15 protein-coding genes are annotated in these 15,551 nt (G+C 68.6%); 6 read left to right on the top strand and 9 right to left on the bottom strand.

From position 1 onward, the window contains the following. Nucleotides 1-45 precede the first annotated feature (45 nt). The 3 genes from bioD to pyrC are packed head-to-tail and all read left to right on the top strand — an operon-like array spanning nt 46 to nt 2,764. Complete coding sequence (bioD, locus tag ACKTTN_RS12585) at nt 46-732, top strand: dethiobiotin synthase (protein ID WP_407910242.1); 687 nt, start codon at nt 46-48, stop codon at nt 730-732. Then, nucleotides 729-1,730: an L-threonylcarbamoyladenylate synthase gene (locus ACKTTN_RS12590; protein ID WP_407910243.1), complete on the top strand. Its 1,002-nt coding sequence runs from the start codon at nt 729-731 to the stop codon at nt 1,728-1,730. Before bioD ends, ACKTTN_RS12590 begins: the two co-directional genes overlap by 4 nt. After that, nucleotides 1,727-2,764 carry a dihydroorotase gene (gene pyrC / locus ACKTTN_RS12595; RefSeq protein WP_407910244.1) on the top strand — a complete coding sequence of 346 codons (1,038 nt, stop codon included), beginning with the start codon at nt 1,727-1,729 and terminating at the stop codon, nt 2,762-2,764. The genes ACKTTN_RS12590 and pyrC overlap by 4 nt, the downstream gene beginning before the upstream one ends. 3 nt (nt 2,765-2,767) lie before the next feature. Here pyrC and ACKTTN_RS12600 read toward each other — a convergent pair whose 3' ends face one another. From ACKTTN_RS12600 to ACKTTN_RS12635, 8 genes are all read right to left on the bottom strand, one after another. Beyond that, a complete protein-coding gene (locus ACKTTN_RS12600) occupies nt 2,768-3,454 on the bottom strand; it encodes a Dph6-related ATP pyrophosphatase (protein WP_407910245.1) in 687 nt (228 codons plus the stop codon). Between the two features lie 8 nt (nt 3,455-3,462). Next, a complete protein-coding gene (locus ACKTTN_RS12605; RefSeq protein ID WP_407910246.1) occupies nt 3,463-3,807 on the bottom strand; it encodes a hypothetical protein in 345 nt (114 codons plus the stop codon). Between the two features lie 130 nt (nt 3,808-3,937). Further along, nucleotides 3,938-7,342, bottom strand: a complete 3,405-nt coding sequence (locus ACKTTN_RS12610; protein ID WP_407910247.1) for an amidohydrolase family protein — start codon at nt 7,340-7,342, stop codon at nt 3,938-3,940. 92 nt (nt 7,343-7,434) lie between these two features. After that, on the bottom strand, nt 7,435-8,379 hold the full coding sequence (locus ACKTTN_RS12615; RefSeq protein WP_407910248.1) for a DegV family protein: 945 nt from the start codon (nt 8,377-8,379) through the stop codon (nt 7,435-7,437). 92 nt (nt 8,380-8,471) lie between these two features. Then, nucleotides 8,472-9,131, bottom strand: coding sequence for a hypothetical protein (locus ACKTTN_RS12620; protein ID WP_407910249.1), 660 nt, complete (start codon nt 9,129-9,131; stop codon nt 8,472-8,474). After that, entirely contained in the window at nt 9,122-9,523 is a 402-nt protein-coding gene (locus ACKTTN_RS12625) for a DUF1761 domain-containing protein (protein WP_407910250.1), read from the bottom strand. The genes ACKTTN_RS12620 and ACKTTN_RS12625 overlap by 10 nt, the downstream gene beginning before the upstream one ends. Before the next feature lie 144 nt (nt 9,524-9,667). Then, entirely contained in the window at nt 9,668-10,963 is a 1,296-nt protein-coding gene (locus ACKTTN_RS12630) for an amidohydrolase family protein (protein ID WP_407910251.1), read from the bottom strand. Further along, nucleotides 10,960-12,384, bottom strand: coding sequence for an amidohydrolase (locus ACKTTN_RS12635; RefSeq protein ID WP_407910252.1), 1,425 nt, complete (start codon nt 12,382-12,384; stop codon nt 10,960-10,962). The genes ACKTTN_RS12630 and ACKTTN_RS12635 overlap by 4 nt, the downstream gene beginning before the upstream one ends. Before the next feature lie 188 nt (nt 12,385-12,572). On the opposite strand from ACKTTN_RS12635, the gene ACKTTN_RS12640 reads away from it, so the two are divergent. The 3 genes from ACKTTN_RS12640 to ACKTTN_RS12650 all read left to right on the top strand — a co-directional run bounded on the left by ACKTTN_RS12640 (nt 12,573) and on the right by ACKTTN_RS12650 (nt 14,532). Continuing rightward, nucleotides 12,573-13,349, top strand: a complete 777-nt coding sequence (locus ACKTTN_RS12640; RefSeq protein WP_407910253.1) for an AMP nucleosidase — start codon at nt 12,573-12,575, stop codon at nt 13,347-13,349. Nucleotides 13,350-13,430: 81 nt separating this feature from the next. Then, entirely contained in the window at nt 13,431-13,988 is a 558-nt protein-coding gene (locus ACKTTN_RS12645; RefSeq protein WP_407910254.1) for a lysozyme inhibitor LprI family protein, read from the top strand. Continuing rightward, nucleotides 13,981-14,532 (top strand): DUF924 family protein, encoded by a 552-nt coding sequence (locus tag ACKTTN_RS12650; protein WP_407910255.1) that lies wholly within the window; start codon nt 13,981-13,983, stop codon nt 14,530-14,532. Before ACKTTN_RS12645 ends, ACKTTN_RS12650 begins: the two co-directional genes overlap by 8 nt. A gap of 60 nt (nt 14,533-14,592) precedes the next feature. On the opposite strand, the gene grxD is transcribed toward ACKTTN_RS12650, so the two are convergent. Further along, on the bottom strand, nt 14,593-15,519 hold the full coding sequence (grxD, locus tag ACKTTN_RS12655) for a Grx4 family monothiol glutaredoxin (RefSeq protein ID WP_407910256.1): 927 nt from the start codon (nt 15,517-15,519) through the stop codon (nt 14,593-14,595). Between the last annotated feature and the right edge of the window lie 32 nt (nt 15,520-15,551).

Genomic DNA, 15,551 nt, shown 5'->3' on the forward strand with positions numbered 1-15,551 from the left:
GCCCGCGCGGTCGACCTTCGCGTCGTCCGCGCGGACAATGCGTGCATGCACGGCCTTTTCGTCACCGGTACCGACACCGGCGTGGGCAAGACCCGCGTCGCCACCGCGCTCGCGCATGCGCTGACCCGCGCCGGCGTTCGCGTGCACGCGCGCAAGCCGGTCGAATCCGGCGTCGACGCGCGTATCGGGCCGGCCGATGCGCAGGCGCTGCGTGACGCGGCGGGCGCACACGAAGCGATTGACATGGTCTGTGCGTTGACGCTGCGCGCCGCGCTCTCGCCGGAGCGGGCCGCGGCGCTCGAAGGCGTTCCACTGCCGCTTGAACGCCTGGTGGAAGCGGCGAAGCGCGGTGTTCGCGACGACGGTTTCGTTCTGGTCGAAGGCGCGGGCGGCTTCTACTCGCCGATCGCGGACGGTGCGCTCAACGCGGATCTCGCGAGTGCACTCGGCCTGCCGGTGTTGCTGGTCGCATCCGACCGGCTCGGTGCGATCAACCACGTGCTGCTCAGCATCGAAGCCGTGCAATGTCGGGGGCTCCACCTCGCGGCGATCGTGCTCAACCGCACCACCGCCGACGTCGATGCGGCGATGGACAACGCCGCAGACCTGCGACATCGACTCGCCATTCCCGTGATCGAACTGCCGCACGGCGACGATGCCGGTCGTGACGCGTGGTCACGCGAAGCCGATGCACTCGCGCCGCTGGTCGATCACCTGCGCGCAGCGCGATGAATACCACCATGCGCGACGCCGATATCGAGCGTGCGGTTTCGCTGCTGCGCGCGGGCGGACTGGTCGCGTTCCCGACCGAAACCGTCTACGGGCTCGGCGCCAATGCGCGCGATGCCGAAGCGGTATCGAAGATATTCGCCGCGAAGGGACGACCTTCGGATCATCCGCTGATCGTGCACATCGCATCCGCGCAGGCGCTGTCGCAGTGGGCGTCGCGCGTGCCGGAATCCGCAACGAAACTCGCCGCGGCGTTCTGGCCCGGCCCGCTCGCGATGGTGCTGCCGCGCGCGGCCGGCGTGCCGGATGCGGTGACCGGCGGCCTCGACACCGTCGCGCTGCGCGTGCCGCGGCATCCGGTGGCGCTCGCATTGCTGCGTGCGTTCGACGGCGGGCTCGCCGCGCCGTCGGCGAATCGCTACGGTCGCGTCAGTCCCACGCGCGCTGCGCACGTGCGCGAGGAACTCGGCGATCGCGTCGATCTGGTGCTCGACGGTGGCGCCTGCGACGTTGGCGTCGAATCGACCATCGTCGATCTCTCCGGTGACGTGCCGGTATTGCTGCGCCCCGGCGCGGTGACCGTCGCGATGCTCGAACGCGTGCTCGGCACGCCGGTGCGCGCAGCGGGCGAGGGCTCGACGCCCGCGCCCGGCCGCAAGCCGTCGCACTACGCGCCGCGCGCCAAGGTGCTGCTCGCCAGCGACGCCGAAGCAGTGAGCCTGGCGCGCTGCTTCCAGTCCGGCGGCGCGCGCGTCGGTCTGCTGTCCACCACCGCACCGATGGAGGCCGGCATCGACTGGCTCGGCCTTCCCGCCGATCCCGACGCGCAGGCGCGCGAGCTCTACCAGCGGCTGCGCGACGCCGATGCGCTCGCACTCGACATCGTGGTCGCCGTCGTACCGCCGCTGCGCGATGGCATCGGCGAGGCGCTGCACGACCGGCTGCGCCGTGCGGCCGGTCTGGGCGACGGCGCGCCCGATGCGTCAGACTTGCACGCATGACGAACCGCCTCACCATCACCCGTCCCGACGACTGGCACGTGCACCTGCGCGACGGCGCCATGCTGCGCGACGTGCTGCCCGACACCGCGCGCCGATTCGGCCGGGCGATCGTCATGCCGAACCTCGTGCCGCCGGTGGTGACAACGGACGATGCGTCGGCATACCGCGGCCGCATCCTTGCCGCGCTGCCCGGTGGCGCGACGTTCGAACCGCTGATGACGCTCTACCTCACCGAAGGCACCACGCCCGACGAGATCGAGCGCGCCAAGGCCAGCGGCTTCGTGCACGGCGTAAAGCTCTACCCCGCGCATGCGACAACGAACTCGAGCCACGGTGTCAGCGACCTGCGTCGTTGCGCGGCGACGCTCGAAGCGATGCAGCGCATCGGCATGCCGCTGCTCGTGCACGGCGAAGTGACCGATCCCGACGTCGACGTGTTCGATCGCGAGGCGGTATTCATCGACCGCGTGCTGGCGCCGCTGGTGCGCGATTTCCCGCAGCTCAAGATCGTGCTCGAACACATCACCACGAGCGCGGCCGCGGACTTCGTGACCGCCGCGCCCGCCAACGTCGGCGCGACGATCACCGTCCACCATCTTCTGCTCAACCGCAATGCGATCTTCGCCGGCGGCCTGCGCCCGCATCACTACTGCCTGCCCGTACTCAAGCGCGAGCTGCATCGCCAGGCGCTGGTGAAGGCGGCGATCTCCGGCTCGCGGAAGTTCTTCCTCGGCACCGACAGCGCGCCGCATCCCAAGCATGCTAAGGAATCGGGCTGCGGTTGCGCAGGCATCTACACCTCGCACGCGGCGATCGAGCTGTATGCGGAAGTGTTCGACGCCGCCGGCGCGCTCGACAAACTCGAAGCCTTTGCGAGCTTCCACGGGGCGGATTTCTACGGCCTGCCGCGCAATGCGGATCGCATCACGCTGGTGCGCGAGGACGTCGCGGTGGCCGACACGGTGCAGGCCGGTGGCCACGAACTGGTGCCGTTCCGCGCAGGCGCGACGGTGGGCTGGAAACTCGAGGCGTAACCGTTATGACGCGGCTTCGGCCAGCGCGAAGTCGGTGTAGTAGAAGCGGTCGTCGCGCAGCACCTGGTGACCCGGGCGCACGTCGATCGCGGCGTCGAACATCGGGCCGCCGACGACTAGCGTGTGGAATTCGCCGTTCTCGCCGCAGGGGTCGCAATCGCCGGGTAGGGCGGCGAGCAACGTGTCATCGAACGCGCGGCCGGAGAACGTGGCGTCGAGTTGCTGGGTGTCGACGCAGCACAGGTGCGCGCGAAGCCCGCCGGCGATCATCTCGCGCGCGAGCCGCGCGGTGTCTTCGCCGAACAGCGGCGTTTCGATACGCCAGCCGAGCGCCGCGCACGACGCTTCGCGCCAGCTGCGCACGTCGTCGAGAAACAGATCGCCGAACGCGATGGTGTCGAGCGTCGGCCAACGCGCCCTGGCGCGCCCGAGCGCATCGGCGATCGCCGCTTCGTAGCGCGCGTTGTCGCACTGCGGCTCGATGGTCGCTTCGATCAGCGGGAGGCGGGTCGCGCGCGCCTGTGCATGCAGCACGTCGCGACGGATGCCGTGCATCGCGATGCGGTCGTAACCGCTGTTGACCGTGGTGAGCAGCGCGACGACGTCGACGTCATCGCGCTGTTGCAATGCGAGCAGTGTCCACGCGGCGTCCTTGCCGCCGCTCCACGAGAGCAGCACCGGACGCCGCACGGCCGCGATCAGGCGGCGGTGACGTCGCGCAGCTGCCAGTGCGTACCGGCGAGCAGGCGAAGGCGATGGCGGACGACGTCGCCGGGCAGGCGCGTGGTCAGCACGAGGTCGATGTGCAGGTCGCGCTGTTCGCCGGTCGCGGTGGCGGACGGATCGGTCGCGCCCAGCGCGGGATCGACGTCTTCCGGATCGCCTTGCCCGTCGCGCCAGCGGTCGAATACCTGCGTGGTGCGCATCGCCTGTTCGAGTTGCTCGGCGAAACCGTCCGCGCCGTGCGCGGTGAACGAGGTCGCGGAATCGTCGCCACGGGCGGCGGCGCCGTCGGGCAGGCGGATGTAATAGCGCGTCGACATGGAACAGCTCCTGGGCGTGTCGCGTTCAGAGTATTCAGGATGCCACGGTCGCTTTGTGAAAACGCGGCATGCGGCCTGAACGACGACGGCCCGCCGAAGCGGGCCGTCGTCCGTGCTGCGCGACCGGCGATCAGTCGCGGTCGGCGCCGGCGGTGGCCTCCTGCCCGAAGCTGCGGCCGTCGTGGCCGCGCTGCCAGAAGAACACCGGCGCGGGCGTGCCGCGGCCGCCGATCTCCTTCATGTCCGCATCGACGTCGAACAGCCGGCCGTCGACCATCACGTAGCGCGTATCAATCGTGCTGCGGATGTTGTCGAGCGGGTTGCTGTTGAGCACGACGAGGTCGGCCTTCTTGCCGACTTCCAGCGACCCGGTCTGCTTCGAAAGGCCCAGGTAGTCCGCGCCGTCGATGGTGGCGGCGCGCAGCGCGTCGAAGTTGCCCATCGCCTGCGCGAGCATCCACGTTTCCCAGTTCGCCGACAGGCCCTGCAACTGGCCGTGCCCGCCGACCTGGATGTGGATGCCGGCGTCGCGCATCTTCTTCGCCGACTTCGCGATCTCGACGTGCCAGTAGTCCCAGTCGGGCGCGATCTCGCGACGGATGCTGCGTGCATCCAGCGTCTCACGCGGGAAGAAGCGCGCGAGCTTCTTGTCCTCCCACACGTTGTCGTGCGCGTACCACCAGTACTCGCCCGACAGGCCGCCATAGGTGACGACCAGCGTCGGCGTGTTGCGCACGTCGGTCTGCGACCAGACGCCCAGTACGTCCTTGTACAGCGGCGCGACCGGGATGTTGTGCTCGATGCCGGTGACGCCGTCCAGCATCATCGGCATGTTGTGGTTGAACGTGGAGCCGCCTTCCTCCACGACCAGCATGCCGAGCTCGCGCGCGGCCTGGTTGATCTGCTGGTGCTGCTCGCGACGCGGCTGGTTGTAGCTCTTGACCGAGAACGCGCCGACCGCCTTCATGCGACGCAGGTGGCTGCGCGCATCATCCAGCGAATTGATCACCGCCTTGAAGTCGCCGTCCGCGCCATAGAGGATCGTGCCGGTCGAATACAGGCGCGGGCCGACCATCTTTCCGGCCTTCAACAGTTCGGACTGCGAGAAGACGTACTCGGTGCTCGCCGACGGGTCGTGCATCGTGGTGATGCCGAACGCCAAGTTGGTGTAGTACGCCCAGTTCTGCTGCGGCACCACGCCCGAACCGAAGTTCGCCGAGTGCGCATGCACGTCGATGTAGCCCGGCACGATGGTCTTGCCGTGGGCATCGATCACGCGCGCGCTGCCCGGAACGCCGACCTGCGACGCAGGGCCGACCGAAACAATGTGATCGCCCTGCACGACCACCGTGCCGTCGTCGATCACCTCCTGCGTGTGCTCGGCATCGCGCATGGTGACCACGCGTGCGTGCGTGAACGCGACCGTGCCGTCCGGTGCGTACACCGTCTGCGTGAGGCCGACCGCGACGCCGCCATCGTTGCTCGGCTTCGGAATCTCCTTCGGCGCACCCGGCACGAACGCGAATGTTTCGCGCAGGTCACGCGAGAAGTAGCGGTCACCGACCATCCAGTGCAGCGATTTCGAGTCCGCGGCCCAGTGCAGGTAGCTGCCGACGTCCGCGGTGACCTGCGTCACCGGCACGGCCTTGCTGTCCTTCGACAGTTCGACCGACTGGCCGGTTTCCACCAGCGGCGTCACGTAGGCGTTGAACAGTTCGGTGAACGCGACCCACTTGCCGTCGGGGCTGATGGTTACCGTGTCGGGATACTTCAGCGAGAACACTTCGCGCGGTTCTTCGCTGTTGAGGCCGACCGACATCAGCTTCTTCTTCAGCCCGCCGCCGGTGAAGTAGTAGACGCGCGTGCCATCGGCGCTGAACTGCGGGGTGTCGCCTTCGTCGGCGATGCGGTGCGCGCCGCTGCCGTCGGCATTCATCACGTAGATGCCCTGGTCGCGCGTCCACGCCGAGCCGGTCATGCCGCTGCCGCCGCTCTTGGCGTAGACGATGCGACGGCTGTCGGGCGAGAAGCGCGCGCCGTAGTAGTAGCCCTTTTCGCTGGTGAGCTTGCGGCCTGCGCCGCCGCCGTTCGCATCGCGCAGCCAGATCGCCGACAGGCCTTCGTCCGACCACGTCGTGTAAAGCAGCTTGCTGCCATTCGCGCTGAAGCTCGGCTGGTATTCGTAGACGCCGCTGTTGTTCGTCAACCGCTCCGGCGTGCCGTTCGGCAGCGTCTTGAGCCACAGCTGGCCGACGGCGTTGAAGATCAGCGTCTTGCCGTCGGCACTGGTGGCGACGTCGCGGATCATCTTCGGTGTGAAGGTGCCGGTCTCGATGTCGTGCGTGAAGCGCAGTGGTTCGGCGACGGTCTGCTCGATGTCCGCGGTGAACGGAATGTTGGTTGGTTTGCCGCTCGCCATGTCGACGCGCCACAACTTGCCCTGCGCCCAGATCACGACGTTCTTCGAATCCGGCGTCCAGTTGAAGTCGGTGTACGGGCCGAAGATCGCCCACGCTTCCTGCTGGTCGTGCGACAGGCCGTCCCACACGGGGCGCACTTCGCCGCTCTCGAGATCCATCACGTGCAGCACGGACTTCTCGCGCACGCGCTTCACGAACGCGAGCGACTTGCCGTCGGGCGAGGGCTGCGGACGGACCGCGCCGCCCGGCGTGTCGATGACGGTCTCCACCTTGCCGGTCTTCCGGTCGAGGCGCTTGATCGCGTAGATGACGCCGTGCGGATCCTTGTTGTACTGGAACGTCGGACCGGGGCTGACGTCCTCGGAGAAATAGACGTAGCGGCCATCCGGCGACACCGCAGGTTCGCCGAGATCCTGCTGGTCGTTCTTCTGCTTGGTCAGCTGCAGGCCGGTGCCGCCGCCGGCGACGTGGTACATCCACAGCTCGCCCGCGCCGAGCGAACGCTCGCCGGTGAAATGCTTGCGACCGATCAGGAACTGGCCGTCGGGCGTCCATGCCGCGTTGTTGAGCAGGCGGAAATCTTCCTTCGTCACCTGCACCGCATTGCTGCCGTCAAGGCGCATGCGCCAGAGATTGTTGCCGCCGCCGCGATCGCTAGTGAACGCGACCTGCGTGCCATCCGGCGAGAAACGCGGCTGCACGTCCCACGCGGGGCCGCTGCTGATGCGCGTCGCCTTGCCGCCGCTGATCGGCAGCAGATACAGGTCGCCCATCATCGAGAACGCGAGCTGGCGACCGTCCGGCGACACGTCGACGTCGAGCCACGTGCCTTCGTCGGTGCTGAAGCGGATCGTCTTGGTCGGGCCGTGCGGCGCGTTGACGTCCCACTTCTTCTCGTCCGCCGCGTCGGCCTTGCCGCGGCCGCGTTGGGCCTGGCCGGGGTCCTGCGCCTTCGGCACGCCGGCAGGATTGAGCGCGTCCTGCTCGAGTTGCGCATCCGGCGGCGCGGGCGGCGGCGCATCGCCGGCTTTGGCGGCCTGCGCGAACGCGGGGGCGATGGCGAGCGAAAGCGCGCCGGCGAGTGCGACGGAAAGCAGCGAACGATTCGGGGTCATGGCGTCGAAGGGCGTGATAACCCTTCGACGGTACCGGAGCGGCGGTGGCGCGGACCGGGCCGGAAGTCAGGTGCGCGTGACGCGCGTCGCCATCATTCCCAGGCGGGTGCGTCGGATGCGAACGCCAGTGTCAGCGAGCCGCGGCCGACGTTGACCATGCCGGTCAGGCTCATGAGGCTTTCGAACATCTCGACGCGATGCGTGCGGCAGGTTTCGACCAGCTCGTTGTAGCCCGGCAGGCGATGCATTTCCTCGAGCGGGCCGCCGTAGCTGATCGCCACGGTGGGCGTGAGCAGCTTGCCGTCGCGCACGCGGCGCGCGGCGAAGGTGAAGAGCTTTTCGGCGGCGGTCTCGAAGCCTTTGACCTTCGCGACCGGGCCGGTTTCGCCGCGGTTGCAGTGCAGGATCGGCTTGATGTCGAGCGCGCTGCCCAGCGTCGCGCTGAGGAAGCTGACGCTGCGGTCGCCGCGATGGCGCGTGCGGGCGCGCAGGTAGTTGAGGTCGCGCGGGACCATGTAGGCCTGCGTGGCGAGCGCGACCTGCTCGATGCGCGCGCGCATCTTCGGCGCGCCTTCCTGCGAGTCGCGCAGGCGCACGGCTTCCACCGCCGCGACCGCCTGGCCGGAGAACACGCTCTGGGTATCGATCACGCGCAGCGAGAATGGCGTCGTGATGCCGGCGGCGCTGCGCGGTCCCTTGTATTCGTTGAGGATCGCGAAGCTCGCCTGCGACGTGTTGTCGAAGATCGGGCTGCGCGTCTTGGTGATCGTCATGCAGAAGACGTAGTCGTACTCGACCACCAGCTTCTTCAGGAACAGGTCCTGCACCTGCTGCACGGTGAACGGCTGCGTTTCCGCCTGTGCGATCAGTTCGACCGACTGCGCGTCGAGGAACTCGAGCGTCGCCTGTTCGTTGCGCTGGTCGGCCAGCACGGCGTTGCCGATCTTGACGGTGATCGGCAGCAACGTGATGTCGTGCTGCGAGAAGTAGTCGAGCGGAAGATCGCAGGCCGAGTCGACGACGAGTCCGATGCGCATGGGTCAGGCCCCTTTGGCTTCTGATTGTTTTTTGGCAGAGAGGATTATCGGCGGCGGCGCTGGAATCTTGATCGCGCCGCGCTGTGTGTCGTTCAGCAACCCGTGCTGCGGTGCAGCGCGACCTGCCGCACCAGCGCACCGGCATCCGTGCCCGATGACAGGTACAGCGTCGGCTGGCTGACGTTGTAGTGATCGGTGCTGTCGAGGATCAGGTCGAGGTGGCCGTCGTGGTCGAGATCACCCGCGAACAGCAACGCGGGCGCCGCGTCGTCGCCCAGCATCAGGCTGCCGTCGTTGTAGCGGCCGGCCGGAAGTCGCAGCAGTACCTGCGCGTGCGCGCCGCCATCGAGTACGACGTTGCAGGCGTCGCCGCGCGCCGTGCAGTCGAGCCGCAGGCGATATGTCGCGCCGCGCAGTTTCAATGCCAGCGGCGTGATGGACAGCGGGAGCGGCGCGACGCCGGTCCATGCGGTGGCCACCGGCCCGGCGTACAGCCGCGGGCCGCGCAGCAGGAAGCTGGCATCAGCGACGCGGGTCGAGACCTCGTGCGCGGTGGCGTCGCCGGCCGCATCCGCTACTTCGTCGTGCACGCGGCGCACGCGTGCGGTGGTCGCGACGAGCGCGCTGCGCGGCCGCGTCACCTGCAGGGCGAGCCAGGCCTCGCCGTCGCGGGCGGCGGATTCGCCGTCGTGGAAGGTACCGACCGGCTGCAGCGCGAAGGCCGCGACGAGCGCGGCGGCGATCAGTGCCATGCCCCTAGGATCGCGCCGTACAGCAGGAACTGCACGATGTGGTAGCCGCCGTCGATCAGCCACAGTGTGAGCGGGCGATTGGCGAACGTGTAGTTGATGCCGAAGCTGGTGGCGACGAACAACAGCCCGATCACTGCGCCGATGCCGGCACCGCGCAGCGCCCCGACACCCGCGGGCAGTGCGAGCGCCATCGCGGTCGCCGACACCAGGCTCAGCACGAATGCGGTGCCGAACACGCGCGCGGGATGTTTCGGCGATGCGTTCGAATCAATCCCCGCGGCGCGCGACCACGCCTTCAGGAACAGGGGGCCATACCAGAAGCCGCCGAGCGCGAATGCGGAGGCTGCCGCGACGAGCACGGGCCAGGGGTTGATGGTGGAGAAGACGGGCATGCGAGGTTCCGGGGCAGGGCGGCGCTCCCCGGCGCCGGACCGTCGCGGAGCGTACGCGAAGTGACGCAGCGCACAATCACCACGTGTCGGCCGTCGCAGGCGGCACCGCCGGGGTCACCGGCGATGCCGCGGGTCGATCGGGCGTCAATGCGCCTGGTCGGGCACCGAGTAGGCGCGCGGCAGGGGGCCCTGCGGCGCGAGGTAGCGATCGCGCAGGTCGGTCTGGCGGCTGCGCATGGTGATCGCGCGGCCGTCCAGCCACACCTGCTTCGCGACGTTGGCGACGTCGAGCGGATCGCCGGTCCAGAGCACCAGGTCGGCACGCTGGCCGACCGCGATCTGGCCGCTGTCGCGGATGCCGAACACCTCGGCCGGCACGCGGGTGAGCGCGGCGAGGCCGTCCTCCCACGACAGGCCGTTGGCGACCGCGTTGCCCGCCAACTGGCGCGTGTTGCGCGCGTTGTGCGTCGGGTTCTCGCCGCCCTGCACGATGCCGACGGTGACGCCGGCCTGGCGCAGGATCGCCGCGTTGTCCATGCGCGCGCCGATCTCGTCGAAGTTCGCCGGCAGGTCGGCCAGCGGATCGACGAACACGGGCACCTTGGCCGCGGCGATTTCGCGCGCGACGCGCCACGCCTCGACGCCGCCGACGATGCCGACGCGCAGATGCTGGCGCTGCGCGAACTTCAGCAGCTGGTGGATGTCGGCCGCGCGGTCGACCTGGAACATCACCAGGCCTTCGCCGCGCGCGAACTTCGCCAGCACGGCGCGCCCGGCGGGCGTCAGGCTGGCGGCGTTCGTCGTGGCCGGGATGCGACCGCGCGCTTCGTCGAGCCATTGCTCAAGCAGCATCCACTGGCCGGCGCGCGAATGGCCCGATTCCTCGCTCACCTGGTCGCCCAGCGCGACGAACAGCACACGCGGGCCGATCGGATCGGGCGAGCCGTCGAGCCGCACCATGCCGCCCTGGCCCAGGATGATCGAGCCGCCTTCGCCGAGGCCCGGCATCAGCATGGTTTCGCCGATGCCTTCGATGCGGTTGACCGGCACCGCGGTCGCATCCGGATTGAAGGCGAGGGTGACGTCGAACTCGGGGCGCACGTTGATCGCGCGACCGTCCTGTCCCATGCCGAGACCGGCGTCGACGGTCGAGTCCTCGCCCGAGACTTCCTCGACACCGAGATGCGTGAGGCCACCGAACAGCGCGGGCGTCACGGGGGCGCCGTTGGCGTCGACGGTGGGGGTGTTCGCCGGCGCGGCGAGGTCCGCGCCGACCGCGACGATGCGGCCGCCATGCACCAGCACGTCGGCGCTGCGCAGCGTGCCGCGCGCGGTGGCGGTGTGCACGGTCGCGTTGCGGATCAGCAGTTCCTGCGCGGATGCGGAGCCTGCGAGCGCGAACAGCAGCGCGCCGGCGAGGATGGAAACGCGGCGGTTCATCGCACACCTCCGGTCGGCGCGGCGCCCTGGCCGAGCATGAAATCCGACACCGGCTGGCGCGAACGATCCTTGCGGTCGTAGACGCGTGCGCCGTCGACGTAGACCTGTTCGGCCTGCGCGTAGCTGCTGAACGGCGTGCCGTTCCACACGACCACGTCCGCCATCTTCCCGGCCTCCAGCGTGCCGGTCTTGTCGAGGATGCCGAGCGCCTTCGCCGGGTTCTGCGTGATCCACAGGATCGCGTGTTCGGGCGCGATGTCGATGCCGGCGAGTTTCGCGTGCGCGATCACCTTCGCTGCTTCCTGGTTCAAGCGCTGGATGCCTTCCTCCGAATCGGAGTGCACGATCGCGCAACCGTTCTTCGCCCGATCCACCAGCGCGATGTTTTCCTGGATGCCGTCGTAGGCCTCCATCTTGAAGCCCCACCAGTCGGCCCACATCGCGCCGCAGACGCCTTCGGCGGCGAGGCGGTCGGACAGCTTGTAGGCCTCTACCGCGTGGTGGAATGCGGCGATCTTGAAGCCGAATTCCTTGGCGAGGTCGAGCATCGTCGCCATTTCGTCAGCGCGATAGCAGTGGATGTGCACGCGGATGTCGCCGTTGATCGCGCCGGCCAACGTATCCATCTTCAGGTCGCGCTTGCCGCCGGTGGCGTTCTCGCTATCGGGCTTGGGGTCGGCCGACCACCAGTGTTCCTTCTTCGCCGGCTGCGGACGGTTCTTCTTCAGGTATTCGGTGGCGTCGATGAACGCCGCGCGGTAGCCCGCGACATTGCCCATGCGCGTCGACGGGCCGCCCTTCTTGCCGTACACGCGCTTCGGGTTCTCGCCGCAGGCCATCTTCAGGCCCCACGGTGCGCCCGGGAATTTCATGCCCTGGTAGGTCGTCGACGGCACGTTCTTGAGCGTCACGCCGCGGCCGCCGATCAGGTTGGCCGAACCCGGCAGGATCTGCAGCGAGGTGATGCCGCCCGCGAGCGCGGTGAGGAAGCCTGGGTCCTGCGGCCAGATGGAGTGCTCGGCCCAGACGTTCGGCGTGGTCGGGCTGGTCGCCTCGTTGCCATCGCTCTGCGCGCTCACCGACGGACTGGCGTAGACGCCGAGGTGCGAATGCACGTCGATGATGCCGGGCGTCACCCACTTGCCGGTGCCATCGACGACGGTGGCGTCGGCCGGCGCCTCGAGGCCGCGGCCGACGCTGACGATCGCGCCGTCGCGCATCAGCACGTCGGCGCCGTCGAGGCGTTCGCCGGTGCCGGTGAGCACGGTCGCGTTGCGGATCAGCACCGGATACGACGGGAGCCGCGTGTACGTGCTGGGATACGGGTCCTGCACGAAGCGCGAGGGCGCGCTGGCGGCGCCCGCGGCGAGCGGGACGGCCAGTGCGACCGTGCAGACGAATGAGCTGAGCAACCTGAGCATGGTGGTTCCGCGGGCAGGACAGCCGACGACCGTAGCCGCCCGCCACCGATCGTCACCGTGCCCTTGGTCATGCCCGGGCGGACGCACATGCAGGTTCCCGCAATCCGGCGACGTATCTCGGGAGCGTGTCCCCGGGCGCGTCCACCCGCCACGTCGTGCGACCATTCAAAAGAAAAAGGACGGAATCGATGAAAGACAAAGACCAGATCGTCGCCAACTGGCTGCCGCGCTACACCGGCGTGGCGCTCGAGGATTTCGGCAGGCACGTGCTGCTGACCAACTTCGGCGGCTACCTGCAGACCTTCGCCCGCCTGATGGGCGCGCCCATCGTCGGCCTCGACAAGCCGATGCCCAGCGCCACCGCCGACGGCATCACCATGATCAACTTCGGCATGGGCAGTCCGAACGCGGCCACGCTGATGGACCTGCTGTCGGCGATTTCGCCCAAGGCGGTGCTGTTCCTCGGCAAGTGCGGCGGCCTCAAGCGCCGCAGCCAGCTGGGTGACCTCGTGCTGCCGATCGCCGCCATCCGCGGCGAAGGCACGTCCAACGACTACATGCCGCCCGAAGTGCCCGCACTGCCCGCGTTCGCCCTGCAGCGCGCGGTGTCGACCATGATCCGCGACCTCGGCCACGACTACTGGACCGGCACCGTCTACACCACCAACCGCCGCGTCTGGGAGCACGACGAAGCGTTCAAGGACTACCTGCGCAAGCTGCGCTGCGAAGCGATCGACATGGAGACCGCAACGATCTTCGCCGCCGGCTTCGCCAACCGCATCCCGTGCGGCGCGTTGCTGCTCGTGTCCGATGCACCGATGACTCCGGAAGGCGTCAAGACCGCCGAATCCGATGCGCGCGTCACCGCCGATTTCGTCGACAACCACATCCAGGTCGGCGTCGAGGCATTGCGTCTCATCCGGCGACACGGCAAGTCGGTCAAGCACCTTCGTTTCGACGAATAAGCGGGCCCGACAGGCGGTCTGCGACGTCGCGACCCCTGAGATGTCGTGCACGCAGACTGTCACACCAGACAGGAGCGGGACATGGAGCAGGCCTTCCTGGTGGTCCTCGGCGCGGCGCTGACGTGGGCCTTCTATTTCATCCAGCGCCGCGTGGAACGCCGGCGCACCACCGAGGCGATCGAGCGCAGCCAGAAGCTGCTGACGCTCAAGCAGGGGCTAGAAGGCTCGAAGACCAGCCTCGGTGACCTGCAGCGGTTCGAGGCGGGGCTCGTCGGCAAGGCGCAGAGTGCGGTGGAGATCGCCGACGGCTATCTCGCGCGCGCCGAGGAAGTGATCGAGCGCGGTGCGATCGACGTGCTGCGCGACGACGAGTTCACCGCGCAGGCGCGCGAGCGCTTGCTGTTCGCCGATGCCAGGCTGCATCGCGTCGTCGCGCGCCTGCGCGAACAACTCGATGGCGAAGGGCAGACCGCGTTCGACCGCACGCACGCCGCGTGGCTGCAGTTCCGCGACCGGCACGCGCTGTTCATCGCGCAGTCGTATGCTCGCGGCCCGATCCGCGCGCTGATCCAGGCGGTGACGCTGGAAAGCCTCACCGCCGCATGGATCGCCGAACTGGAGACGCAACTCGGTGAATGACGCGATCACCACCGCCGCCGATGTCGTCGCGTTCTGGCGCGACGCTGGCCCGTCGAAGTGGTTCACGCGTGACGACACGTTCGATGCACGTTGCCGCGGCCTGCTCGACCTGCACTTCGCTGCCGCACGTCGCGAGCTTGATGCGTGGGGCGCGGATGCGGTCGGCGCACTCGCACTGGTTCTGCTGCTCGACCAGATTCCGCGCAACGCGTTCCGCGGCCACGCGCATGCATATGCGACCGATCCGTTGGCGAAGTCGATCGCGATGCAGGCGATCGACGCCGGCTTCGACCTCGCGACCGAGGAACTGCTGCGCAGCTTCTTCTATCTGCCGTTCGAGCATTCCGAATCGCTCGATGACCAGCGCCGCGCGCTCGCGCTGCATCGCGAACGCCTTTCCGCGCCCGACGCCGATCACTGGGCGAAGCTGCATCTCGATGTCATCGAACGCTTCGGCCGCTTTCCGCATCGCAACGCCGCGCTCGGACGCGTGACGACGCCGGAGGAGAAGACGTTCCTCGACAGCGGCGGATTTTCCGGCTGACGCGACAAAGAAAAACGGCCGCGTTCGCGGCCGTTTTCGCATGCGTCGGTTGCGTGTCGATCAGTAGCGCGGCACTGCCGTGTCGACCTGCTGCGACCACGCGTCGATGCCGCCCTCGACGTTGTGCACGTTGGTAAAGCCCAGTCGGCGGAAATGCTCGGCCGCGGCCGCGCTGCGACGCCCGTGGTGGCACAGGAATGCGAGCGGCGTGTCTTTCGGCAACGCTTCGACCTCCGCGGTCGCGTCGCCGTCGAGCACAGAGAACGGCACGCGCACCGACGCGACCGCGCGTTCTTCCGGCGGCCGCACGTCGACCAGTGTCAGCGCGCCGTCGCCGAGCATGCGCGCCGCGTCGGCCGCGCTGATCGACTTCACCGTCTTCGCGTTCGGGTTCTCCACCACCAGTCCGCGACCGCGTTCGTCGTCGACCCAGTCGATGCGCAGGCCGTTCGCCCGCGGCGCGCTGGCCAGGTCGAACTGCGCGCGGATGCCATCGACCTCGGCCGCGATCGCCTGCGGATCGATCGGCCCGAGCTGCAGCTGCGCGCGATGGTCGGCGTCGACCGCCACCTGCAACGCATAGCCCGGGCCGGCATCGGCGATCGCGCTGCGCAGCATCTCGGCGGCGGCCGGCGTGATCTCGATCGACGGCGGCGTGCGGTCCGGCGCCTGGACGCCGAGCAGTGCGTGCAGCTCACCCGAGTTCGCCATCTGCACCACGATGTCGCTGCCACCGACCAGCTCGCCGTCGACGTACAGCTGCGGAATCGTCGGCCAGTCGCCATACGCCTTGATGCCCTCGCGGATCTCCGCATCGGCCAGCACGTTCACGTGCGCGTAATCGATGCCGAGCCCGCCGAGCACGCCGACAGCCTTCGCCGAGAACCCGCATTGCGGCGCACGCGGAGCGCCTTTCATGAAGAGGACGACGCGGTTGGACTGCAGCAGCGTGTCGATGCGGGCGCGCAGGGCGGGGTCGAGTGACATGACGTTAACCTTCGGGAAATCGAATCGTCATT

It is taken from the genome of Lysobacter claricitrinus (assembly GCF_045866565.1).
Classification (GTDB): domain Bacteria; phylum Pseudomonadota; class Gammaproteobacteria; order Xanthomonadales; family Xanthomonadaceae; genus Cognatilysobacter; species Cognatilysobacter claricitrinus.